Origin of the sequence: Metallumcola ferriviriculae (assembly GCF_035573695.1) — a bacterium.
GTDB classification, from domain to species: domain Bacteria; phylum Bacillota; class JADQBR01; order JADQBR01; family JADQBR01; genus Metallumcola; species Metallumcola ferriviriculae.
The window spans coordinates 1,988,558-2,013,691 of the sequence record NZ_CP121694.1 but is presented as its reverse complement, the minus strand read 5'-3'; the positions used below and the strand labels follow the sequence as shown (position 1 = coordinate 2,013,691).

Sequence of the window (25,134 nt, the reverse complement as noted above, 5' to 3'; positions counted from 1 at the left end):
TTAACCTGTAACTAAGATTTGTATAGCTAAGTACTTGGAGGTAGGTCAAATGCAAAAACTGTTCACTATAGGCTTTGTTTTTTTTACCGTCACCGTTCTTCTCGATTACCTTTTTGGTAAAGGCAAAGTTAAATACTCCCGGTGGTTAATAGCGGCAATCATATATACATTTATCTACCGGCTGGTAACCAGTTAGCAAAAAAAAATTATCGCATTTAGTAAAAAAATTCTTTCTTAGGGAAATACTCTTATTACAAACCGTAATCGGGAGGGAGCATAAATGACAGAAACCCAACAATCCTATCAGAAGCGCGAAGATGTCCCAGAGCAATACTGCTGGAATTTGGAAGACATTTATATCTCTGAAGAAGCATGGGAAAAAGACTTTCAAGCGGTTTCGAAGTTATTGAATGAGCTTAAGCATTACCGGGGACAGGTGTTAAAATCAGCAGAAAACCTATATCAGACCTTAGTTCTGAAAGATGAAATCTTAATGCTTCTTGAAAAAGTAACAACTTATGCTATGCTGCACCGAGATGAAAATACCGGTAATCAGCATTTTCAAGGTCTGGCGGACAGAGTAACTGCGCTAAGCGTCCAGGTAGAAAGCAGGCTTTCTTTTATTATGCCGGAAATTATCTCGCTAGAGCTAGCAAAACTTCAGTCGTACATAGAGTCAAAGGACGAGCTTGAACTGTACCGCCACTTTTTAGATGATGCACTCCGTCAAAAACAGCATTTTCTTTCCCCGGAGGAAGAAGAAATTGTCGCCCAAGCCGGGGAAATAGCCCAAGCGCCGAGGACGATATTTAGCCTATTGACAAACGCAGATATGGAATTTCCTCAAATAGATGTAGCAGGGGAGAAAAAACAACTCACCCAGGGGAATTTTGTTGGGTTTTTACAAAGCACCAACCGCGAAACCCGCCGTGCGGCCTATGATGCGCTTTTCCAGACATATACTGGGTATGCTAATACGCTGGGGGCCACATACGGAAGTAGTATTAAAGGTGATATGTTTCAAGCCCGAGTACGGCGTTATAATTCGGCTTTGGAGGCTGCCTTAGACCCCGATAAAATCCCCCTGTCTCTTTATGATAATTTACTGTCAAGCATACATGACCACCTGCCGGCGCTGCACCGTTATATGGAGCTAAAAAAGAAAGTCCTGGGCCTTAATGAGCTTAAACCCTACGATTTATATGTACCGGTAACCGGCGATAGCAAGAGAAAACCCTCCGTGGAAGAAGCGCAAAGTACGGTGATTCAGGGTCTTTCGGTGATGGGTGAGGAATATATCGAACGACTAAAAAAAGGATTTAAAGAACGTTGGCTGGATGTATACGAAACCAAGGGCAAAAGAAGTGGTGCCTACTCCTGGGGAGCATATGGGGTACATCCCTTCGTCTTATTAAACTATCAGCACAATCTAGAAAATGTCTTCACCATTGCCCACGAAATGGGTCATGCCCTACATAGTTATTACACCAACGAAAACCAGCCCTATGTTTACAGCCACTATCCTATTTTTCTGGCTGAAGTAGCTTCCACCGTCAATGAAGCCTTACTTTTTAAGCATCTGCTTAATAATGCCGAAGCTGAAGAAAAAGCATCACTTTTAGAGAAAAATCTGGAACAATTCCGTGCCACCGTATTTCGTCAGGTTCTTTTCGCAGAATTCGAAAAGAAAGTACACGAACTCGCCGAAGCAGGTACGCCAGTAACACCGGATAAATTAAACGAAATCTACGGCCATCTATTGGAAAAATACTACGGCAGCGCTCTGGTTGTTGATGATTATATCCGCGGAGAGTGGGCTAGAATACCTCACTTTTACTCTGCTTTTTATGTATACAAATATGCTACCGGTTTTTCATCTGCTGTAGCCCTGTCTGAAAAGCTGGCTCAAAAAGATCAAACTGCAAAAGGTCATTATCTACAATTTTTACGCAGCGGCGCTTGTGATTATCCTTTGGAAATTCTGAAAAAAGCCGGGGTAGACCTATCAACAGGAAAACCGGTGGATGAGGCTTTAGCAGTGTTTGAGCAGCGACTGGAAGAATTTGAGACCTTGTTGGAAAAGCAAATAGATTAAACCCATACAAGAAGCCTCCATACCGACCCGGAGACTTCTTGTGTTTTTACGAAGCATAAAATATTAATGTTTCTTGAACACTTTTACCTTCATGCAAAAAGATAAAGGTTACCACATGGAATCCCTTATCCAACGGTTTAACGATGGGTACACTGACCAACTTTGATTCTATATCATAGTTGTTTTGATATTCTTTTCCATCAACTAGCACTTTAAACCGAATTTTTTTCTGAGCTATATCACCAATTACCTTAGCCGCAAGAATAGGTTTTCTTTCACTAATACACTGCCCGATTTGACCTGGCTTTATCGGGCGAAGTTTAACTGCCGCTGCTTTTTCATCACTAATTGTGTCACCCCACACCTTCTCCATTATTCGTAGAGTATTACCACCCATAATTTTATCAATATCATCTTTTGAATATCCTCGCCCTAATAGCTCCTTTGTTAGATTAGGCAGCATGGCAGCGTCACGTAAATCCCCGGGCATCTGTCCCAACCCGTCAAAATCAGAGCCAATACCGACATGATCTATTCCTACCAGTTTCACGACGTAGTCTATATGGTCCGCTACAGTCTTTGAAGTAACATTCGACCCCAGCTTTTTCAGAAAATGAGAGTGAAATACTACTTGAACCACACCGCCGGACTTAGCTATCGCTCGAATTTGTTGGTCAGTTAGATTACGGTAATGGTTTCGCAAGGAATAAACCCCTGAATGACTCGCTATCACCGGGTTGGTCGTGAGCTCCATTACATCCCAAAAAGCCGGCTCCGCCAGATGACTGACATCAATTACTATCCCCAGACGGTCTAACTCCTTTACCACGGAGCGGCCATATTGAAAAAGTCCACGTCCCGGCCCTTGGCGAACTACATCATTATACCCCACGGCCAAGAAATTGGAATAATTCCAGGTGAGAGCCACAATCCTTACGCCAAGGTCATAATACTGCCTTAACAAGTTTATGCCATGCGGAGGCTTAAGGGAATCAGCACCCTCCAGAGCGGCCACAGCAACTATTCTCCCATCATTTATGAGCTGCTCAAGCTCACCCGGCGATTTAGCGATGGCAATATTTGCTGAGTTTTTTACCACCGTATAGTATAAAGCGTTTATTCCGGCCAAAGTCCAGTGACGACTGCGGCCGGGAAACTGTTTATCCGTTGCCCAAATGGCAAAAAGCTGGACGTCCACACCGCCACGCATCAATTTGGGAATATCGATATCAAAAGCAGTATCATTACCCAGATCAACCACAGGGAACCCCCGCTGATCAAGTATTTTCATTAAGGTATCACTGTGCGCATCCACCACTGCAGCATTAAAGTGAATAGCATCTGCATGACTAAATGAGTTTCGAACAACAGGTGGTTGATAGGCAAAATAAATAACCAATACCAGTATCCATGCTGCCGCGACTAAATGTTTTCCTCTAAACTCATAACCATTCTTAAAGCGGGAACTAACCATTGAGTCCTCCATGTCAAATATATCTTATACTAATAGTTATTTCTTAAGAGGCCGCAGTATGTCCCTACTATAATGAGAACTAATCCTGAACTTTTAATGACCACTTTGAGTCCCTTCAGACAGGAAATGCGATGTAATCACCGGCAGACATTTTTCGTTACAAAGACATAAATATTAGAGGCGCATTTTTATGCGCCTCTTGATTGTTTCTCATGCATCATATTTTTAATATACATCATTATTCCGCTAAAGTTAAGACCCCGTCATCATAGCTGTACCGAGAACTTGCTCCTGACTCACCAACTTCTATCAGATGGCGTCCGTCGCCATCCAGCAAACGAGCATATACATTACCCGTCTTTTGGGTTTGACTTGTATTAGAATGCTTCTTCGGGTATTTCAATTGCAGAAGTGTCAGCATCCAAGACAACATCCCTGGTCATCATTACTTTTGGTACAATATTGCGCAGATAAAACTTAGCGGTTTCCACTTTACCCTTGTAGAAATTATACTCGCTGTTACCTGCATCCAACTGTTCAAGCTGCTTGGCCGCTAAAAGTGCCTGCTCCATTAAGATCATTCCACAGTAAACCATGGCCGTACTGTGAAGAATTCGCGTAGAATACAGCGGCATCAACTGTGGCTTTTGCTGTAAAGACTTGAGGATGAAGTTACGCATTTCCTGGTAGGATTGGCAAGCCGTGGACAAAATATTGATTTCTCTAGAGAATTCTTGATTATCCTGATGTTGTGTAATAAATTTGTCAATATCCGCCAGCCATTCTGCAAATACAGTGCCTTTTTCCATGCTCCACTTCCGCCCTAATAGGTCCAGAGACTGGATAAAGTTGGTTCCTTCCCAGATTGTTAATATCTTTACATCCCGGGCACACCGGGCTGCGGGATATTCTTCGGAGTAACCGTAACCGCCATAAACCTGAATTGCCTCTGCAGTAAGCTGCCAAGCAGTATCAGAGCAATAGGCCTTAACAAGGGGAGTATTAACTTCCATACGTCTTTGGGCTCTTCGTTTCTCATCCGCATCATTACTATGCGCCGCAATATCAATATAGTAATAAGTCTGATAGATTAAGGCTCGCATCGCTTCTATGGTGGCTTTTTGCACCATTAGCATCCTTCTGACATCTTCGTGCTCAATAATACGCACTCGCGAGGCCTTTTTGCCCTGGCCAAATGGACGGCCCTGTACTCTTTCCTTGGCATACTCCACGGCATTGTTATAGGCAACCGCTGCTAAGGAAAGAGCCGTATGACCGGTTCCCATCCTAGCCCCGTTGACCATCTGAAACATCTGAGCCATACCTTCTCCACGACCATTTTCATCCGGCGCATTGCCTAGTAATATACCGTAACAATTATCATTGTCGCCAAAATTAAGCATTGCAGTTGCTGACCCATTCATGCCTAATTTGTGTTCTATAGCTACAGTGGTCACATCATTTGATTCTCCAACGCTGCCGCCCTCGTTAACCGTATACTTAGGTACAACGAAAAGGGAAATTCCCTTGGTTCCCGGAGCAGCACCATCCACCCGCGCTAAGACCAAGTGAACGATGTTTTCCGTAAGCTCATGATCTCCCTGAGAAATAAAACATTTTGTTCCTCGAATCTTATAAACCCTCGGGTCATCGGTAGGATAGGCCTTAGTTAACAGATCACCAACATCGGAGCCGCCGCCGGTCTCTGTAAGACACATGGTACCGGCCCAGTCACCACTGAACATTTTCGGCAAAAACATTTCTTTTACCGCCTGGTCACCAAATGCTTGGATTAACCCTGCTGAACCGCTGGTCAGCCCAATATATTGCATTAACGGATAGTTAGCAGCACCCATAAATTCCTCGCACATATGGAGCAGCAGATTAGGCATTGCTACTTCCTCAGGATTAGCATGACTGGGACCCCAACCATTTTCGTTCAAGAACGCATAAGCGGATCGAAATGAATCCGGCACCTCAACCTTGCCATTCTCTAAGCGCATAGGATAGTTTTCCCCATCATCATTGGTTGGTGCGATAACTTCTTTAGAGACCTTCAATGCTTGATCAAGAATCATATCCACATCATCAATGCTGCAGAAATCTTTAAAAGCATCAAACCCGAAAAGTTTCTCGCCATCCAGCCATTCCTTAATAATAAATTTTTGTTCTCTGTTATCATAAACAAAATTAGAAGCCATAAAAATAACACCCTCCCCTTATTTTATGCAGAATCGCACCAGACTAGATTGGTACTATTCCCTTGCCCTGCGGCTTTTCCTTATAAATTAGATAATTGCCGTAGTGATCATTAAATTATATTGCAACTTTCGTGCCACTACTCTGTTAATGAATACACATTAAGCCCGTTTTTGCTTTCCTGACGTACCTGCCCCTGCCCTTCTAAATACTTCAGATGCGCTGCGGCCTCGCCGGTAGCAAACCACTTTTGTGGAATGGGAAATTCATCCCACGATTCACATTTTATATCCCAGCTCATCGCTGATGCGGTATCGTAGGCAGTCTGACTGCTGCTTTTTAAAATGGACAATACTTCATTTACTCTAAGCTGGTGGTGCTGTTTCAGTTCATCAATTCTCTCTCTATGATTTTCAAACATGCTCCTGTGCCCTGGCAGCACCAATTTAACTTCCAGTTGATAAACCTTGTCCAGGCTTTCCATGTATTCCTTCAGTGGATTTCCCTGCTCAGGAAGCGCGAGAGAAATATTAGGGGTGATATCTTTGAGAATGTGGTCACCGGAGATAAGTATTTTATTAACCGGCTCATAGAGGCACATATGGCCTTTAGTATGGCCCGGGGTGAGGATACACCGAAATTTATATTCACCAATCACTAGGATCTGACCATCTTTAACCTCAGTATAATCCAGTTGTCCGCTGGAACTGTATTTATTCCCGGGATGGTTATCGATAGCCTGCTGCAGTTCGTGTTCGGGAAACCCGTTGGTACCGGCGAACTCCCGCATCTTATGCCAAGGATCGCCGTACTTAATTACATCGCCATCGGGCTCACTGAAATATATTGTAGAGCTGCTAGCTGCTAGAGAGGTGACCAACCCTGAATGGTCTGCATGCATGTGCGTAATAAAGAAGTCCGTTTTTTCCGCATCTATTTCCAATTTATCCAGTGCGGGAAGAATGACTGCTTTGCACTCTGCCCTGTTCATCCCGGTGTCAATAATTAAGTTTCTTTCCGGTCCTTTTAACACATAAGAATTAAGCGATTTAAGTGGGTTTTTGGGAAGTGGCACTTCGACCCTATAGATATTCGGTAAGATTTGCTGGAACATTTTAGCTCTCCCTTTCCATAACAACTGTAAAATTTCATACCACACCACATTTTATTAAGGCGACACTACCATCAGCTATTGTCAAATTCGGGCGGAATCTTAAAGATATCTGCATTAGCAATCTCAAAAGCCTTCGATAGACGAAATATCATGCCTTCGTCAAAGCGGGGAGCAGCTATTTGCAGCCCTACCGGCAGACCTTCCTTAGTGTAACCGCAATTAATGCTGGCAGCAGGATGGCCGGTTAAATTAAATACCGAAGTTAACATCCAATCTGCATAAGGGTCTACCTGCCTGCCATTAATTTGCATTGGTCCAGGACCATGGGGAAAGGCCGGCACAGCCAATGTTGGCGTAATTAATAAATCATATTGAGAAAAAATCTTTTCAATTTTGTTATATACCTTTGACCGTGCCCTCTCCAATCGCTTATAGGTCACAGCCGAAATCTTTTGCCCGGACTTAATTGTGGCCACAAATCCTTTGGACATCTCCGTTTCCCATCGAGGCAAAAAATTTTCATAAAATGCCGCATAATAGACCGCCCACAGTGAAATAAATGTTTCCGTTACCAACTCTCTACCAGCTTCAAAACCCGGGGTAACTTCTTCCACTTTACACCCTAAGCCAGTTAGGGAATGTATTGCCTTTTCCACGATTTCCCTTACCTCGGAATCTATTTCAAAGTAATCTAGGTTGGGGCTGTAAGCAACCTTCAGCCCTTTTAGATCCATAGGCATAATGGGGAAAAATGCTTCTTGGGCCTTGGGAAGAGAATACGGATCCCGACTATCGGGCCCCTGAAGAATGTCCAACATATATGCCGCATCATCTACATTAAATGTTAGCGTACCATGATGCAGAAAAGGACTATTGGAGGAAAACTTTGAAGGAGCAGAATCGAACGGTATGCGTCCGTAAGTAGGTTTGAAGCCGTAAATGCCGCAGGCACTGGCTGGTATACGCACAGATCCCCCGCCGTCACTTCCCTCGGCAACTGGTATCAACCGTGCCGCCACCGCCGCTGCCGAACCACCACTTGAACCGCCGGAGGTCCTGCTAATATCCCAAGGATTACTGGTTTTCCCAAAAATCAGGTTATCCGTTGTCCCAGTATAACCAAATTCAGGAGTGTTGGTCTTGCCAATAACTATAGCCCCTGCTTGCTTAACCCTAGTGACAAAAGTGGCATCATAGCTCGGGACATTTTCAGCAAAAATTTTTGAACCAAAGGAGGTTCGAATTCCTTTGGTAGGTGTGAGGTCCTTAATAGCTATTGGTATGCCTCCAAGAGGTAGGTCCTCATCCAGCATCACTGCTTTCTCAATTTCCTTAGCCCTTTTGCCAGCTTCTTCGGCGGCAACAGTACAAAAGGCATTAATCTTGTCATTATGCTGCCAAATTCTTTGAAGAAAGACATCTACCACTTCAACCGGTGACAGTTCTTTCCTCTTTATCATGCCGGCCAAAGCTGCTACACCGGCCTTAAAAATTGTGTCTGTTTCATGCATAACCAGCTCAATCCCTCCTGTTAAAAATTATCCGACTCAATCCTACTTATTTAAGCTCCTAAATATGCCCTCTTTACCGAATCATCTTTGATCAGTTTTTCGCTGGAACCCTCCATGATTAAAACACCGTTTTCCAGCACATAGCCGCGGTGGGTAATCTTTAATGCCATATTGGCATTTTGCTCAGAGAGAAATATTGTCGTCCCCATTTGGTTAATATTTTTAATAGTATCAGCGATCTGCTTGACGATTAAAGGAGCCAGCCCGATGGATGGTTCATCCAAAAGCAACAGCTCCGGCTCAGCCATTAATGCCCGGGCTATGGCCAGCATCTGCTGTTCTCCACCGCTTAAAGTGCCGGCCATCTGCTCCCGCCGTTCTCTGAGAATAGGAAACATCTCCTCCACCATGCCTATGTTTCTTTGTACCTTCTTTGGACTCTTTCTCCTGGTATAAGCCCCCATTAATAAATTTTTGTACACCGTAAGATGTGGGAAAAGCCGCCGTCCCTCAGGACATAAAGACAACCCGCGCCGTACCATTTTATCAGCAGAAAGGCGGTTAGTCAGCTTTCCTTTAAATTCGATGGTACCCTGTGTTGGTTTTAACACACCGGCTACGGTTTTAAATAGAGTAGTTTTACCGGCACCATTACTCCCCAACAGCGAAACAAAATCACCTTTTTTTATTTCAAGAGACACACCCCTAATTACCTGTGAGTTGCCAATACTAGTTGATACGTTAGTTAGCTTAAGCAATGTGCTCACCACCCAAATAAGCTTCAATGACTTTAGGGTTATTACTAATTTCCTCGGGAGTACCCTCCGCTATCTTGCTTCCATAGTTTAAAACCACTATCCTGTCTACCAGATCCATAACCATACGCATTTTATGTTCAATTAAACATACAGTAATTCCTTTTGCTTTTATCTTAAATATCAGGTCAGTAATGGCATCTGTCTCATCCTGGATAATCCCAGCTGTAGGTTCATCTAATAAAATAATCTTAGGTTCACTCACCAGCGCTACCCCTATAGACAAACGCTTCTGGGCTTCTTGGGGCAGCGTAGATACAAAGTCAAATGCATTATGCTTAAGACCTATAAACTCTAAAACATCCATAACTTTAGCCTGAGTTTCTTCCCTTTCCCGTTGGTAGCGAGAAGTATGAAATAGAGTATCCCAAAAACCCGATTTAGTGCGCACTTTATGACCGATAGCCAAATTATCCACTACCCGCAGTTCATCAAAAAGGGTAGTTGTTTGAAAAGTACGAGCAATACCCTTTTCAGCAATGGTGTGTGACTTAAGTCCGGTGATATCCGCACCCTCCAGGTAGACCTTTCCCGAAGTGGGTCGCAGCATTCCGCTGATTAAATTAAAGAGGGTTGATTTTCCGGCTCCGTTGGGCCCAATAATGGCTAAAATTTCTCCGCGGGCCAAACCAAACTCTACATTATTATTGGCCACTAGACCCTCAAAGTGTTTCGTCAATTTTTCTATTTTCAGCAACATCTTCTACACCTACCCCTCTTCGAGAATAGTAATCCTGGATCTTGACCCGTATACCTTCAACAATACCCATAATGCCGCGTGGAAAAAAGATAATCGCCAATATTAATACCAGACCAAATAGCATCAAGCGGTATTCACCTAGTGCATACATATACTCCACCAGAAATGAAACTGCAAAGGCACCAATAATAGGACCGGCAAGAGTAGCAATTCCGCCAATAATTAAATAGGCTAACCAGAAGAATGTAAGGTTAAAGCTGGCAGATGTAGGACTAATGCTGCCCATCAACGCAGCGTAAATTCCCCCGGCCACTGCAACCATAAAATCTGCCGTTATAAATGAAAGCAACTTAGTCGCAAAAGTATTAATGCCCACTGCCTCGGCCAATACCTCGTTATTTCTGACGGCCATAAAGCTAAGTCCCTGGGAAGAATAAACTATTCTATACTTAACAAATAAAGTTAGTAGTAAAAAGCCTATCACCAGGTAATATTGAGAAACTTGGCTTACAAAAGTTATATCGCCAAGAAAAGGAACCGGAATAGGAGTTGGACGAGGTATGCCTAACAGTCCGGTATATCCACCGGTAAAATCAATCCAACTGCCGGAAACAACGAAGACGATTACCCCAAAGCAGAGAGTACTGATGGCAAAATAATGTCCTCGGGTGCGCAGAGTCAACATACCTATCAACAATCCGATAAAAGCGGAAATTAAAGCAGCTATAGGTAGCGCCAGCCAAAAAGAATAGCCCGCCTTCGTTATCATAGCTACCCCATATGCTCCAATGCCAAAAAAACCTGCATGTGCCAGAGAAGCCTGCCCGGTGTAGCCAAGAATTAAATTTAAACTTAGAGTAGCCATTGCCCAGATGCCACCTGTTGTCATTATCTGGATATAATACCTATTGGAAACTACCAAAGGGAATAATAAGGCAATCATAAGGAATATGAAATAAGGCCAGTTTTGTTTGAAAAAAGCTTTTTTGGGCATTAGGCTGACTCCTTTCCAAACAAGCCTGTTGGCTTAATTGCTAAGATTAATACCAATGCGCCGAAAGCAAAAACATCCTTATAAGCCGCGGATATATAACCGCCGCCGAGAGCTTCAATGAGTCCAAGAATATACCCGCCCATAATAGCACCCTTCATGCTACCCAATCCGCCCAAAATAATAATAACAAATGCCTTCATTACTAAGAATGCGCCCATAGTGGGTGTTATCATAAAAATCGGTGCCACCAGGGATGCAGCTGCAGCTGCCAAAGCCGATGAAATGCCAAATGTCATAGAAGATACCCAATTTACATTTATTCCCATCAATTGTGCTCCTTCTCGGTCCTGAGCTACCGCTTCAATGGTAATGCCATGAACGGTCTTCTTAATGAAGAGCTGCAACAAAACAATAAATATTATGGCTGCCAAAATAACAATCAGGCGCTGCTCGCTTGTGGTGACACCTAAAAATTGAACCGCATCTGGATAGGGATTTTCAATACGCTTGCCACTAGCCCCCCAAAAAACTATCACGAAGTTTTCTAGAAAAAGTAATAAGCCAATAGCCGAAATAAACATATTAATATCCGGCTGTTTTTCCAAAGGTCGAAAAACCAAACGCTCCACTAACATCCCGGTTAACCCTAATAAAATCATGGAAAATAATAGTGCCACCCAAAATCCAAAGCCAACATAAGTTATGAGAAAAAAAGTAACATAGGCCCCTAGCATGTATAAATTACCGTGGGCAAAGTTCGGTACATGCAATATTCCGAAGACCAAAGTCAGCCCTAAAGCAACCATAGCATAAGTACTTCCAAGCATGACACCATTGAATACTTGTTGAAAAAAAAGTTCCATCTGTTGATCACACCCTTTGCAGTCATATTTCTCTAACTCGGGTAAAAATAATACCCCCACCCCGCAGGAGGTGGGGGCGATATTATTTATTCTTCAATTTCAGTGATCTTAATATTATCTAACTGCGAGAATTCCTTAACATCATTTAGAACCTCTTCAGAATCACTCCACCATACATAGTTTGTGGGAGTAGTATAGTTGCCGTTGTCATCAATAATTTGAACACCACCTAGACCGTGTATAGCGCCCCGTTCGCCAATATCATACATCTCAGCCGGGTATTTTTCTCCACTCAGCGGGAATACTTTGGGGAAAGCTGCTCTTATCGCCACTGGGTCATCCACTGTGCCCGCTTCTTCCATAGCGGCAACCAAAGCATGGATAGCCATGTAATTCCAGACAGATTCCCAAGTATTAATAGTACCATATTTACTTTCATAAGCTTTCTTGAACTCTTCAGCCACTGCTGTACCAGCGTCCTTGGTTGCCGGTACTCCCATTACTCCATGCATCAAATCGGTGCCGCCTAGAATCTGCTCAACATGATCCATTTTAGCTTGGTCTACCAGCATTAGCGGACCTTCATAACCAAGGTTTCTCGCCTGCTCAATTACCAATGCCGTGGATTCAGTCGGACCACCAATCAAGATAAAATCGGGATTAGATGCAAGAACTGCACTTAACTGAGTGGAAAAATCAGTCTCAGTATAATAATTTGCCGGTTGGTCAACGGTAATTTCGCCGCCCATGCTCTCCCACTTCTCGCGGAATGCTTCACGCCATTCGTCACCATATCCGCCAAGAGTCACAACCATACCGCCCTTACGCCAACCATTTTCCCAAGCAATTTCGGCAAATCCATTCACATATACTAAAAATGAGGGTGGTATGCGAACTACCAAGTCATTGTCCATCTGAAGAATCGCCGGCGTACTGCTGTAGGCCATCATCAAGAATTCGTTACCCGGTTCCTGGTTAATTCCCATCAGCGGAGCAATTGTGGTGAATACCGGGTTAAAAATTGCCGGTACATCAAATTGATCACGCATTCTCCGAGCATTATTAACTGCCTGTGTTGGGTCTGCCTGATCATCCATAGCTTCCAGCTTAAAAGTATATTTTTGATCGCCAATGGTGATACCACCATTTTCATTAATATTGTCGATACCCATTTCAAGGCCATTGACATTGTCCTTACCATATTGAGCTGCCGGTCCACTTAATGGTCCACTAAATCCGATAACAACCTCTTTAGGTGGTTCATTTTTAGGTGTTTCATTAACCTCTGCTTTGGTATCATCCGGCGCCTGTGAGCTGTTATCCGGCGTATCCGTACTGCCGCAAGCAACAGCAAAAATAAGTAATCCTAATACTAGTAACGTCACTATAGTACCTTTGATTAATTTCATTACATAATCCTCCTTTTTTTCTAAATATTCTTACTCTTAAAAATATTTTCAATCCTTTCGGTTTGAAGTTGTGCTCGCCCCCTTATTATTTTGTTTTCCTACCATTTATCAGGTCAAACAATAACTTCTTAAACTTCTTGCTTTCCGTATTCGTAAAAACCTTTACCGGTTTTCCGCCCTAGTCGACCGGCACTGACATATTCTTTTAGCAGTGGACATGGACGGTATTTATTATCCTGAAAGCCACTATATACAGACTGCTGTACATCCAAGCAGACATCAAGACCGATAAAATCCGCTAATTCCAAAGGACCGATTTTCCAATCCATCGCCAATTTCATGCCCTTATCTACATCCTGCGGAGCATTCCCTTCATAAACCAAATAAAATGCTTCATTAAGCAGCGCACCCAATACCCTGTTTATGGTGAATGCCGGATACGGTTTTGCAATAATCCATTGTTTTCCCATCTGTTCAGCAAAATCCTTCGCTATGTTCATAGTTTCATCACTCGTTTCCAAACCGGGTACCAATTCGACAAGAGGCATTTGCGGTACCGGACAGAAAAAGTGGGTTCCTACAACCTTTTCAGGTCTGCTAGTGTATGCTCCTAATTTAGTAAGGGAAATGGACGAAGTATTAGAAGCCAAAATCGTGCTTTCTAGACATACTTGGTCCAATTTTCTGAAAACTTCTTTTTTTAATTCAATCTGTTCTGAAACCGCCTCCACCACCATATCCACTTCCGAAATGTCTTCAATTCGGTCAGTGTATGATAAATTGTTAATCAACTGACCAATATCTGCATCAAGTTTACCACTTGTACACTTTTTTTCTAACCGATTCTTTACGGCTATAAAAGCCTCTTCGGCACGTTGAAGACTGGCTTCCACCATAACCACCGCCATGTCCGCCTCCAGAGCAGTTTCAACAATTCCGCTGCCCATAAATCCTGCTCCAACCACACCCAGTCTTCTAATAGTCTTCATAACAACCACCGCCTATAAAATGTCTTGTATTCCGGGCTCCACCGGTAGAAGTAACACTAAACAATAATGGCATTTCCTTTCCTTAAAGTTTCACAATGTGTTCATGAGTTCCTTGTCAGATTTTTCAGAAACATAGAGAGATTTTAATCCTGATGATTTATAAATATTCTAAGCAAATTTTATTATTGTTTAGTTTATTTATTGCAATCTTGATGCCAAGGACAAGATGTAGGTATCAATTGGGTGTTTCAAAAAAATCCGCTTGATTCGGTTGCATAGATGCACCTCCTTGGTGCATTGCTCCACCAAGTGGAGGTCTTGCCAAAACAGTTACTTAGATTTAGACCGGCTACGGTCCAACCGCCTAGGCCGAAAAGCTGGTTTGGCGTTGATATAAATTCCCTCTCAGCAAATAGCTTAGTTAAACATTTCAGAAACATTACTGGAGGTAGTTAACCTTCTTTCCATAAATTCTCTATAAATTGAAGCCACTCCTTCTTCCACAGTAGGACAAATAATAAAATGATGCCAAATTTAACTTTGGTATCATTTTACATTCGTTACTAAGGGTGTCGCGGTTATTTCCTGCCAACCTTCGTTTTACAAACGAAACTAGTTTTGATGATTCTGTTTAAGTACGTGTTCAAAAAGTCCATTGTAGCAGGAGCAAGAAGTTCAAGGCGCGAAGGCTTTCAGACGCGGAGCGTACTGGTGGCGTACGTGAGCAGTCTCAAAGACTGAGCAACGCAGAAATTCGCCGCTCACCTGCGATGGACTTTTTGAACATCCTCTTTAAGTATTTGGTCTAAAGATAGTAACCCAAAATTTAAAGCTGTCAAAATAGCTTCAGTTCGGGAGGTAACACCTAATTTGGAAAATATCTTTCCCAGATGCGCCTCTACCGTGCGGATACTGACAAATAACTGACTGGCTATTTCTTTATTTTTTAACCCAGCGGCTGCCAGATGTAGTACTTCCATTTCTCTCTGTGTCAATGACTCCACTGTCTCCCCATTATTACTTTTGTGGCTGCGAAGATGCTTGGTTACTTTTCCCGCAATGCTTGGGTGCAAGACGGTCTCCCCTTGGGAAACCGCTTTGGTAGCTTTAATTAATTCTCGCCCGCTTACGTCCTTAAGCAGGTAGCCTGCTGCCCCAGCTTCTAATAAGGCTATGACATATTGGTCGTAGTCATATGCAGTTAAAATTAAAACAGCGGTGCCGGGGCATAGTTCCCTTATTTTTCTAGTGGCCTCAATCCCGTTCAGTTTGGGCATGTCGATGTCCATTATAATAACTTTTGGGTGAAGCTCTTTGGCCATTTCCACAGCCCTTTCACCATCTCCAGCTTCTCCAACTACCAATAAATCATCTTCACTTTCCAGGAACTTGCGAATACTTTCTCGCACTACCACATGGTCTTCAGCCAGCATAATGGGGACCTTAGTCATAAAGGACACTCCTTCTAATTAATCGCACTATATTTCACAAACTCGGTGAAAAAATAGTCCATGCGTTTAGTGATTTTTTAAGGGTTACGCGGCAAAGACCCCTGCAGCCTGGTAAAAGGCTGCAGGTATTCTGTCAGACTACATGGCCTGCCTTATTTAAGATGATGGTGATGGTAGTTCCTTTACCAGCTTCCGAGGTCATCCTAATGCTCCCCTGCAGCAGCCTGACCCGTTCTGCCATACCGGCCAGGCCTAGTTTTCCTTGTTTCAAAAAGCCGGTGGACGATTGGGGGAGGTCAGGCATGCCAATTCCGTCATCTACAATAGTAATAGAAATTTTTTCCGAAGCAAATTCCATTAACACTTTGGCGGTTGTGGCATGAGAATGCCGTACAATGTTTTGTAATGCTTCCTGAGCTATACGAAACAAGTTAATCTCCACTTCAGGTTGAAAGCGGCAGGGGTTACCTATAATGCAAATCGTTCCTGCTATTTGATATTTCTTTCGTAATTCTGCCACCAAGTATTCAATGGAAGGCAGCAGTCCCAAATGATCGATTATTGAAGGACGCAGATTTTGGCTAAAGTTACGTACTTCTTTTAATACTGTTTTGATTTGGTCATCTAATTTTAATAAAAACCTTACTGTGGGCATGTCACATTGTCCGGTCTCTGCCAGGAACCGCTCCAAGTCATGGCTGATGGCCACTAACGATTGAATGGTACTGTCATGTAGGTCTCTGGCAATTCGCAAGCGTTCTTCTTCCTGAGCCCTGGTAATCTGTCGTACATAAAAGCTCAGATGTTCGTCGTTTAGAGGTTCCAACATCCCTCCCCCCTTTCTCAACCTATTTTAAAAATCTGTCTAATATCTCCTTATGGACGGCTGCAGGGTCCACACTCCCTATAGATGTACCTAGGCCACGGGCCAATTCCGCTATCACTTGCCGGGTTTCTTTGCCTCCCTTGGGGGAAACCGCCGGCGACACGAGCTGAATCTTGCCTTCTACGTTAGTGATGCTGCCCGTGGTTTCCATGATTAATGTTCCGGGAAGTACTACATCCACTTGTAGGTTTCGGGGTTTGGCTGGAGTTATCAGCACTGTTTTCACGTTCGGTTGAAATAGCTCAGGATTCAATTCGGCTCCATCATTAATCACCAAGAGCCCTTTTATTCGACCCACTTTTAAATCGGCTAGCTGTTGACGGTAATCCCCCGGATGTGTATTGATGCCTATTTTCCATTGGCCGGCTATATTACCCTGCGGGTAGAGGGGCATTAAACCGTTATAGCTCTTAGTGCCGCTTCCTGACAGAGAAAATAGACGCTGAAGCAGGGCCATCGTTTCTGGAGATACAGTGTCACCGTCCGCTATTATCACCGGCTTAACAGCTTCGGTTAGCAGCCGTGTCAATTCCTGTAATCGGTGCCTAGTGGTATGCACATTACTATTGCTACTACTGTCAAATTCATTTTCCAGGCATTGCTGTGAGTTTCCTTGACTGCTTCTCAGATAATGAATAATTACTTTTAGTAAATCGCTGGTATTGCGACTACTGCTTTTTAAAGTAAGGCAGGCAATAATGTCAAAATTGGTGGCGTAGGGGCTGATGATTACCAGTTTACTGCCATTAGCCACTGCCTTCTTAATTTTATGACCAACGACGGGATACTTAGTAAATATTTCCCCGTTTACCAGCACGATTAGGTCACTGTCCGACAGATTTTGGAATGATGGGCAATGGATATTAGCATCCATTAACGGCGAAATAACAGGAACTGTGCTAAAAATTCTCTGGGTACCTAGACCCATGCGCCCCAGCTTATATGCCAGATAAAGCTCCTCATTGGTTAGCTTAGGAGAAACCGCAACACCAATGCTGTCCAGCCCTTCTTTACCCCAAACATCATTCAACAGGCTGGCTGCTGCTGCTAGTGCTGTTTCCCAATTAACCTCTTTAGGTATACCGTTAATAATTAGCGGCTGGGTCATTCTATCCGACATCTTTATATCGGTATAACCAAAAGTTCCATTCATACAAAGATTTCCTTCATTAGGGGTGTCAGCAGCCACAGGTGATGTTACTCCTATGATCCGGTTACCGGCGGTTCTGACCTCCAAGCGGCAGCCGATATTACAGTAATTACAGACCGATGCAGCTTTCCTGTAATTCCAGGGCCCCGGTTTTGGCAGTATGCTCTTTCCGGTTAAGGCCCCGGTGGGGCAAACGTTAAGACACTGGCCGCAGGATTGGCAAAGGGTTTCCATCAGAGGGTTTTTTAAAGCGGGCAATACTACGGTTTCTGAACCTCTGCCCACAAAACCGAGGGCACCCACCTCCTGTACTTCCTCGCAAATACGCACACAATTGCCACAAAGAATGCATTTGTTTGGATCACGTATGATAAATGGGTGATCCAGGTAAACGGGGTACGCCCTCTTGCCAAAGCCCAACTTTTTGATATCTACTCTTTGCTCCGCAGCATACTGACGCAGTCGACAGGAGAAAGTATCTAAGCAGCCACAAGATAGGCAGCGCCCAGCCTCCCTTTCTGCCATTTCTTTACTATAGCCTAATTCAAACTCCTTAAAATTTCTTTTCCTTTCCTTAGGCACGCAAGTAGGCATCGCGGTACGGGGTATTCTCGGGTGCTGTTCAAATTCAGCGGTATCAATGTCTGCTAAATTACCGCGAGAGCAGTTAAAAGGTTCTGCCTCGGGGCGAATTATTTCACCGGCAAGGTATTGATTGATGCCGAGGGCGGCCTTACGCCCGGCTGATACGGCCTCAACCACTGTCGCTGGCCCGGTGACACAATCTCCACCGGCAAACAGCCACTGGGTATCAGTCTGCATGGTATTAGAATTGGCCTTAATGCGGCCGCGGCTGCTGAGTATTATTTCATTACTGGTGGTTACATCCGAGACATTTAGTTTTTGACCGGTGGCGGCAATCAACGTATCCACGGGAATATCATATTCGCTTCCCTTGATAGGTACCGGGCGCCGTCTACCTGAACTGTCCGGTTCTGCCAGCCGCATTTTAATACAGCTCACTGTCTCGATGCTGCCTTGGTCGCCGGTAAATGCTACCGGACCTGTCAGCAAAGAAAATTTAACTCCCTCTTCTTCTGCCTGGGAAATTTCATGGGCGCTGGCGGGCATTTCTTCCCGCGAACGGCGATAGACCACAGTTACCTTTGCTGCTCCTAGGCGCAATGCGGTCCTGGCGGCATCCATGGCAGTGTTACCGCCGCCTATTACCACTACTTGATCACCAATATGGGTATCCATCCGAGCTCCTACTTGACGGAGAAAGTCAATCCCTGAGTAAATTCCCGTCAATGCTTCATTTTCTAAACCTAATTCTTGGTTTGACCAGGAACCGATGCTTACAAAGACGGCGTCAAAGCCCATCTGTTTTAATTGGCCAACGGTGAAATCGCGGCCCAATTTTTTATTGTTAAAAACTTTTTCGCAAAGACAGGTTATCGCCTCAATCTCGTAGTCCAAGGCTGCCTTGGGCAGGCGGTATTCAGGGATACCATAACGCATCATGCCTCCTAATTGGGTAGATGCATCGAAAATGCTTATCCGGTGACCTTTTAGTGCCAAGTAATAGGCTGCAGATAATCCCGCGGGGCCACCGCCTACCACAGCCACTCTTTTCCCGGTGTCGGGTGCTAAGGCAGGGGAGGTTATTGCAGCATCTTTTCCAAGTTCGCAGTCACCGGCATAGCGTTTTAAGGTGCATATAGCTACCGGTTGGTCCACCAGGTTTCTACGACACTCTTCTTCGCAAAACCGAGGGCAAACCCTGCCGACGGATGCAGGAAGGGGAAGCTTTTCCTTGATTAATGCAGCAGCCTCCTCCGGATTGCCATTGGCAATATGGGCGACAAACCCCTGGATGTCAATGCCGGCGGGGCAGGCTAACTGACAGGGAGCGATGCAATCGCCGTAATGTTCTGAGAGCATCATCTCTAAGCATAGCTTTCGCAGCCGCTTCACTTTTTCGGTATTTGTTCTAATCACCATACCCTCAGTAATCCTTAGACCGCAGGCCTGTACCGGACCCTTGGCCCCTTCTACTTCCACCAAGCATTGGCGGCAGGCACCGAAGGGCTCTAAGCGCGGGTCATGGCAGAGGGAGGGAATAGGAATGCCGTTTTTTCGAGCTGCTTCCAAGAGGATACTTCCGGATTCTTCGAGGTATTCCTGACCGTCGATGATTATTTTAATTTTAGCCATTGTATTCTTCCCCCCTTGCCCCCGGATATATCAAAATGGCATTGGACTTACAGGCACTAACACAAAGCCCGCAGCGGATACATTTCTCCTGTTCTATGGTAAACGGCTGCTTTTTCTCCCCTGAAATAGCGTCAGTTGGGCATTCTTTACTGCAGCGTCCGCAGCCTTTACACCGTTCCTCCACTACTTCCATTCTGATTAGTGCCTTACACTTTTTGGCCGGACATAATTTATGGTAGATATGGGCTTCGTATTCTTCACGGAAGTACTTGATGGTGGTAAGTACCGGATTTGGTGCTGATTGTCCCAGGCCGCAGAGTGATCCGGCGATGATGCTTTGGCCCAGCTCTTCCAGCAGTTCAAGATCGCCTTCTTTTCCTTCTCCTTGAGTGATACGCTCTAATATCTCCAGCATGCGCCGTGTACCCACTCTACAGAAAGTACACTTACCGCATGATTCCTCTTGGGTAAAGTTTAAGAAGAACTTTGCCACATCCACCATACAGGTGGTATCATCCATAATCAGCAAGCCGCCTGAACCCATAATAGCGCCTATCTTTTTTAGAGATTCATAATCGATGGGCGTATCCGCCAGCTTAGCCGGGATACAACCGCCGGAAGGTCCGCCGGTTTGTACTGCCTTTAGTGCTTTACCCGAAGCCAACCCGCCGCCAATGTCAAATACTATCTGGTTGATGGTCATACCCATGGGTACTTCAATCAGACCGCCACGGGCGATATTTCCTGCTAGGGCAAAAACCTTGGTGCCTTTACTTTTTTCGGTGCCGTATTGATTGAAGCTGGCCACTCCATTTAGCATTATCCACGGTACGTTGGCTAAAGTTTCTACGTTATTGATGGAGGTAGCCTCTCCCCAAAGACCCGATTCAGCCGGGTAGGGAGGGCGAATTCGGGGCATGCCCCGTTTCCCCTCAATGGACATAATCAGCGCGGTTTCCTCTCCACAGACAAATGCGCCCGCGCCTTCCCTGATGTTAATGTCAAAATCAAAACCATGCCCCAAGATGTTTCGACCAAGATATCCTTCTTCACGGGCCTGCGCAATAGCAAGGGATAACCGCTTAATGGCTAGAGGGTATTCTGCTCGAATATATACATAACCCTGCTGTGCGCCAATGGCGTAGCCGCCAATTAACATTCCTTCCAACAAGGCATGGGGGTTACTTTCCAGCACGCTTCGATCCATAAAGGCGCCTGGATCACCTTCATCGGCGTTACAAATAAGGTACTTATCCTGACTTAAGGTTTTTCTGGCCAGGGCCCACTTAGTACCGGTAGGAAATCCTCCCCCGCCTCTTCCCCGCAGGCCAGAGTCAATTATTTCTCGAATTACCTGTTCTGGATGCATGCGAAGAGCTTTTTTTATTGCTGCGTAACCATCAACTGCCAAATAACTTTGGAGGCTTTCCGGATTAATAATACCGCAGTTTTTCAAGAGGATGCGCTGCTGCTGTACTAAAAAGCTTTTATCTGCGGTATCCCTATCCTCAGCATAAGCGAGCCATTCGCTGACTGGTTTTCCACTTTCCATGTATTTATTTACAATTTCTTTCGCTTTGTCCGGAGTAACCTGACAATATAGATAGCGGCTACCATCTGACATGGTCATTTCCATCAAGGGTTCATTGTAGCACATGCCCATGCAGCCGCTAAAATCCAATGCCAGCGGCAGCTCTTTTACAGCGGCTTTCAGCGTATTGAAAACTTCCCGCGCACCTGCTGCAATACCACAGCTAGCCATGCCGACAGTTATCTTAGCAGCATATTTCTTCTCACTCATCCGGCGTCACCCCCGGCTGCTGATCAGCATGCGAACTTTTCTCACATTTACAACCTTTTTTCTTACTTTTTGCCAACTTCCGTGCCGCCTCCGGTGTTAGCCGAATATGGGTCGTTTCATTAATGGTCATTACCGGCCCAAGGCTGCAACACCCGAGGCAGGCTACCTTTTCCACCGTAAACTTCCCGTCCGGACTGGTATGGCCTTCGGCAGCACCTGTTTCCATCGTTATGGTTTCAGTTATTTTTTCAGCTCCTGCCAGGTGACAGGCAGTGCCGTGACACACTTGCACAAGATGTTTGCCAATGGGCTCCAAACGGAACTGAGCATAAAAGGTAGCGATGCTGTATAAAGCGCTGGCGGTTATTCCTGTTAATTTAGAGATGCGTCTAATCATTGGCGGTGAAACGTACCCCAAGGAGGCTTGCACTTGCTGCAAAATTGTTATTCCAGCACCTTTATTCAAGTTATTCTCCTGTACAATCTTATCGATGATAGATCTGGTAGACGGGTCTAAGGTAGTTTTTCGGCTGTCGTCCTTCATAATTATTGTCCCTCGGTTACACTTATCGATAAAGATTTGATGGGCTTATGCCGCTCTAGCAAGCTGGTCATTTTCAATACAGAGAGATTAGCAACCCACGGCTGTTCAGCAATTTTTTGCGCTACGCATTGGACAGTAACCGGCGCTTCAATCATGATAACTAAGTCGTAATCCCCTACTACCGGGTCAACAAAGTCTACTTCCAAAGTGTTTTCCAGTTCCTGTAGAATTTTAATGAATTCCCTGTGTTTAACCCCATCCATTACATTGACCAACAAATACGCTCTCGCTCCCATAAGTAAAACCTCCTAAAGTTTTTAGGTTGAATCCACCCTAGGTTTATTAAACCACGGGAGGGCTAAGGCAGGCATCGGTAGTGCTGCCTATTTTGCCTAGGTAAAAACCACAATTAGCAGCACCGTAAAAATACGAAAAGCCATGCGTACCGGAAACCGGTCACATGGCCTTGACATGATAAAGTCAGGCTCATCGCTGAGGCGATAAGGGTAAAATTCTTCTCAATCTTATATTTATTCTTAGGTTAGGAAAAATTGACTAAAGTTGTGAAAAAAGTTACAAGCATTTACCGGTGTTTTGTTAGCTAAGCTTGTTACCCATCACGGCTAAGGCACATCCCAAACAATAACCTTCGCTCTTTTACTAAAGAGCGAAGGTTATAATCATTCCCTCTAAATATTAACTTATTTCTTCTAGTAACTTTTCTGCATTTCTAAAGAGTATTTTTTCTTTAACTTCCTCTTTAAACGCCAAACCCTTCAACTCCTCAATAGCCCTTTGAAAAGGAAAAACCGGCCAGTCAGTGGCAAATAGAACCTGCTCCTGCAGCAACGAATTGGCAAAGTGAAAGAATACCTCCCAGCCACTGCCCTGTTTTGCGATATACTTAGGAGAAATACCTCCAAGGTCCATATACACCTTTGGATGTTTTCTAGCAACAGCAACAATATCAGATATCCAGGGCCAACCAGTATGGCAGGCAATAATATTAAGCTCAGGGAAATCACAAGCTACTTCGTCAATATGAAGCGGGTGATCGTATTTCATCGGATGGACCTCGGAATAGTTTACTCCTGTATGAAGGGTTACAGGTATCCCCAACTCCACACACTTAGCATATAAAGGGTAAAATAAGCGATGGGTCGGTTCCATTCTTAAAAAACATGGCTGCAGATTTAGACCCCTTAAGCCAAAATCCTTCACCGCTGTTTCTAACTCCCTGACAGCTTCCATTCCCTCTCGTGGATCAACAGTAGCAAATCCAACAAAGCGGTTAGGGTAACGCGCCACTATTTCCCCGGCTCTCCTATTTAATATCTTAGCGTAATCACCATACTCATACTCAGCCTGCAGTACCGCCCTATTTATCCGCGCTTCATCCATTTCCTCTATTAACTTGTCTAAAGGCTTATTTACTCTTTCCTCGTAGTTGAGTAACTTATTATAGCGACCCATAAATGGGGGCGCCGGGACCATAGGGTCATCTTCCGTATCACGTAATGGGACACGTACTCTAAAATCTACAATCATCCTATCTACCTCCGTCTAATGGTATTACTTTATTCTCCCTTGAAAACTTTCTTAATACGTTTGGCCTTTTTCTCAAAGGTTGGCAAGGATCCTGAAGGCACTAGTTCGACTTTTGTTGTAACCCTCAGTTCATCAGAAAATCTATCCTCAATAAACTTCCTTAATTTATCTAAATGGTTTAATTCAATATGTTCTGCGTATTCGATTTTTAAAGGTAAGATATCTATTGCCCCTTCACGATCAAGGATTATTTGATGCTCACCGGTAACCTGAGGCCGCAGCTTCATCACTGTCTCTTCAATTGCCTTAGGGAAAACGTTAACACCACGAACCCATAGCATATCATCACTCCGACCAATAACTTTAAAGCGAAAACTAGTCCTGCCGCATGAACAAGGTTCCGTGGTAACAACCCTGACAAAGTCCCTTGTACGGTAGCGGATTAACGGGGTGGCCTCTCTTTCTAAAGTTGTGAGAACCAATTCACCTTCCGCTCCAGCTTCTATCTTTTTTACGTCAGCTGTATCTGGGTCAATTAGTTCAACAATCAAAGCACCTTGACCGCAGAAATGAAGTCCGTCTTCAGCTTCACATTCCGAAGCAAATATGGCCAACACTTCGCCAAGACCATAGTTGGCATCCCTAGCTTCAAAGCCCCACATTTCTTCCAAACGCTTACGAGTGGCTGGAATACCCGCTCCCGGTTCACCACCGAATAAACCTTTCTTCAGCCCAAGTTCTTTCGGTTCCATACCATATTCATCCCTCAGTTTTTTTGCCAAATAGACAGGGTAGGAAGGAGTACTGGTGATAACTGTAGGTTGGATATCCTTTGCAAGGCTAATAAATGCCTGGGACTGCCCCACCCCTATGGGAACCACGGTCGCTCCCAGATATTCTGCCGAAAGGTGGTCAGTCAACCCGCCAACGTAGATGCTGTAATTAAACACATGAAACACTGTATCATCAGGCCTCATGCCGGCTGTCCACAAACTCCTTGCTCCGCATTCAGCAGCTACACGCACATCGTTTTGAGTAAAACAAGTTAAAATAAAGCGCCCGGTGGTACCAGAAGTCCCATGCACACGTTTAAGTTTTTCAGGGGATGAGCTTAAGTAACCCCCATACGGCGACTCTGTTTCCTGATTTTCTCGGATTTCATCTTTTGTAGTAAAGGGAAACTTACTTAAATCCTGCTTGCATTGTATGTCTTCCAGTTTAATACCGGCCAACTGCATCTTATCTCTATAAAAACTGCTTGTCGCAAAACAGTATTCAATTTGCTGACGCAGCTTCTTCTCCTCCAACACCTCTAACTTAGATGGCGACATAGTCTCCAATTCTTCATCCCAATATTTTTTCCAGCTCATCAAG

The 25,134-nt window shown here is 44.4% G+C and carries 21 protein-coding genes; 2 read left to right on the top strand and 19 right to left on the bottom strand.

Translation table 11 applies throughout. From position 1 onward, the window contains the following. Positions 1-49 precede the first annotated feature (49 nt). Together MFMK1_RS10055 and pepF are read left to right on the top strand one after the other, a co-directional pair. On the top strand, positions 50-196 hold the full coding sequence (locus tag MFMK1_RS10055; protein WP_366921580.1) for a hypothetical protein: 147 nt from the start codon (positions 50-52) through the stop codon (positions 194-196). An 84-nt stretch (positions 197-280) separates the two neighbouring features. Beyond that, positions 281-2,095 (top strand): oligoendopeptidase F, encoded by a 1,815-nt coding sequence (pepF, locus tag MFMK1_RS10050; RefSeq protein ID WP_366921579.1) that lies wholly within the window; start codon positions 281-283, stop codon positions 2,093-2,095. Positions 2,096-2,141: 46 nt separating this feature from the next. Here pepF and MFMK1_RS10045 read toward each other — a convergent pair whose 3' ends face one another. From MFMK1_RS10045 to MFMK1_RS09955, 19 genes are all read right to left on the bottom strand, one after another. Then, complete coding sequence (locus MFMK1_RS10045; protein WP_366921578.1) at positions 2,142-3,569, bottom strand: dipeptidase; 1,428 nt, start codon at positions 3,567-3,569, stop codon at positions 2,142-2,144. Between the two features lie 238 nt (positions 3,570-3,807). Beyond that, a complete protein-coding gene (locus MFMK1_RS10040; protein WP_366921577.1) occupies positions 3,808-3,990 on the bottom strand; it encodes a hypothetical protein in 183 nt (60 codons plus the stop codon). Beyond that, a complete protein-coding gene (locus MFMK1_RS10035) occupies positions 3,947-5,770 on the bottom strand; it encodes an acyl-CoA dehydrogenase family protein (protein WP_366921576.1) in 1,824 nt (607 codons plus the stop codon). The genes MFMK1_RS10040 and MFMK1_RS10035 overlap by 44 nt, the downstream gene beginning before the upstream one ends. A gap of 137 nt (positions 5,771-5,907) precedes the next feature. After that, positions 5,908-6,882 (bottom strand): MBL fold metallo-hydrolase, encoded by a 975-nt coding sequence (locus MFMK1_RS10030; protein WP_366921575.1) that lies wholly within the window; start codon positions 6,880-6,882, stop codon positions 5,908-5,910. 71 nt (positions 6,883-6,953) lie between these two features. Then, positions 6,954-8,393, bottom strand: a complete 1,440-nt coding sequence (locus MFMK1_RS10025) for an amidase (protein WP_366921574.1) — start codon at positions 8,391-8,393, stop codon at positions 6,954-6,956. 50 nt (positions 8,394-8,443) lie between these two features. Further along, on the bottom strand, positions 8,444-9,151 hold the full coding sequence (locus MFMK1_RS10020) for an ABC transporter ATP-binding protein (RefSeq protein ID WP_366921573.1): 708 nt from the start codon (positions 9,149-9,151) through the stop codon (positions 8,444-8,446). After that, entirely contained in the window at positions 9,144-9,908 is a 765-nt protein-coding gene (locus tag MFMK1_RS10015; protein WP_366921572.1) for an ABC transporter ATP-binding protein, read from the bottom strand. Before MFMK1_RS10015 ends, MFMK1_RS10020 begins: the two co-directional genes overlap by 8 nt. Next, positions 9,871-10,773 carry a branched-chain amino acid ABC transporter permease gene (locus MFMK1_RS10010; RefSeq protein ID WP_366921571.1) on the bottom strand — a complete coding sequence of 301 codons (903 nt, stop codon included), beginning with the start codon at positions 10,771-10,773 and terminating at the stop codon, positions 9,871-9,873. Before MFMK1_RS10010 ends, MFMK1_RS10015 begins: the two co-directional genes overlap by 38 nt. Positions 10,774-10,901: 128 nt before the next feature. Further along, positions 10,902-11,765 carry a branched-chain amino acid ABC transporter permease gene (locus MFMK1_RS10005; RefSeq protein ID WP_366921570.1) on the bottom strand — a complete coding sequence of 288 codons (864 nt, stop codon included), beginning with the start codon at positions 11,763-11,765 and terminating at the stop codon, positions 10,902-10,904. Between the two features lie 86 nt (positions 11,766-11,851). After that, on the bottom strand, positions 11,852-13,174 hold the full coding sequence (locus MFMK1_RS10000; protein ID WP_366921569.1) for an ABC transporter substrate-binding protein: 1,323 nt from the start codon (positions 13,172-13,174) through the stop codon (positions 11,852-11,854). A gap of 128 nt (positions 13,175-13,302) precedes the next feature. After that, positions 13,303-14,163, bottom strand: coding sequence for a 3-hydroxyacyl-CoA dehydrogenase family protein (locus MFMK1_RS09995; protein ID WP_366921568.1), 861 nt, complete (start codon positions 14,161-14,163; stop codon positions 13,303-13,305). Between the two features lie 761 nt (positions 14,164-14,924). Beyond that, positions 14,925-15,614, bottom strand: a complete 690-nt coding sequence (locus MFMK1_RS09990; RefSeq protein ID WP_366921567.1) for a response regulator — start codon at positions 15,612-15,614, stop codon at positions 14,925-14,927. A 133-nt stretch (positions 15,615-15,747) separates the two neighbouring features. Continuing rightward, a complete protein-coding gene (locus tag MFMK1_RS09985) occupies positions 15,748-16,443 on the bottom strand; it encodes a sensor histidine kinase (protein ID WP_366921566.1) in 696 nt (231 codons plus the stop codon). 19 nt (positions 16,444-16,462) lie between these two features. After that, positions 16,463-19,867: an FAD-dependent oxidoreductase gene (locus tag MFMK1_RS09980; RefSeq protein WP_366921565.1), complete on the bottom strand. Its 3,405-nt coding sequence runs from the start codon at positions 19,865-19,867 to the stop codon at positions 16,463-16,465. Then, on the bottom strand, positions 19,860-21,668 hold the full coding sequence (locus tag MFMK1_RS09975) for an NADH-ubiquinone oxidoreductase-F iron-sulfur binding region domain-containing protein (protein ID WP_366921564.1): 1,809 nt from the start codon (positions 21,666-21,668) through the stop codon (positions 19,860-19,862). The genes MFMK1_RS09980 and MFMK1_RS09975 overlap by 8 nt, the downstream gene beginning before the upstream one ends. Next, a complete protein-coding gene (nuoE, locus tag MFMK1_RS09970) occupies positions 21,661-22,212 on the bottom strand; it encodes an NADH-quinone oxidoreductase subunit NuoE (RefSeq protein ID WP_366921563.1) in 552 nt (183 codons plus the stop codon). The genes MFMK1_RS09975 and nuoE overlap by 8 nt, the downstream gene beginning before the upstream one ends. 2 nt (positions 22,213-22,214) lie before the next feature. Next, positions 22,215-22,508, bottom strand: a complete 294-nt coding sequence (locus MFMK1_RS09965; protein ID WP_366921562.1) for a hypothetical protein — start codon at positions 22,506-22,508, stop codon at positions 22,215-22,217. 400 nt (positions 22,509-22,908) lie between these two features. Then, complete coding sequence (locus tag MFMK1_RS09960; RefSeq protein ID WP_366921561.1) at positions 22,909-23,760, bottom strand: amidohydrolase family protein; 852 nt, start codon at positions 23,758-23,760, stop codon at positions 22,909-22,911. A gap of 29 nt (positions 23,761-23,789) precedes the next feature. After that, on the bottom strand, positions 23,790-25,130 hold the full coding sequence (locus tag MFMK1_RS09955; protein WP_366921560.1) for a phenylacetate--CoA ligase family protein: 1,341 nt from the start codon (positions 25,128-25,130) through the stop codon (positions 23,790-23,792). Positions 25,131-25,134: the final 4 nt, after the last annotated feature.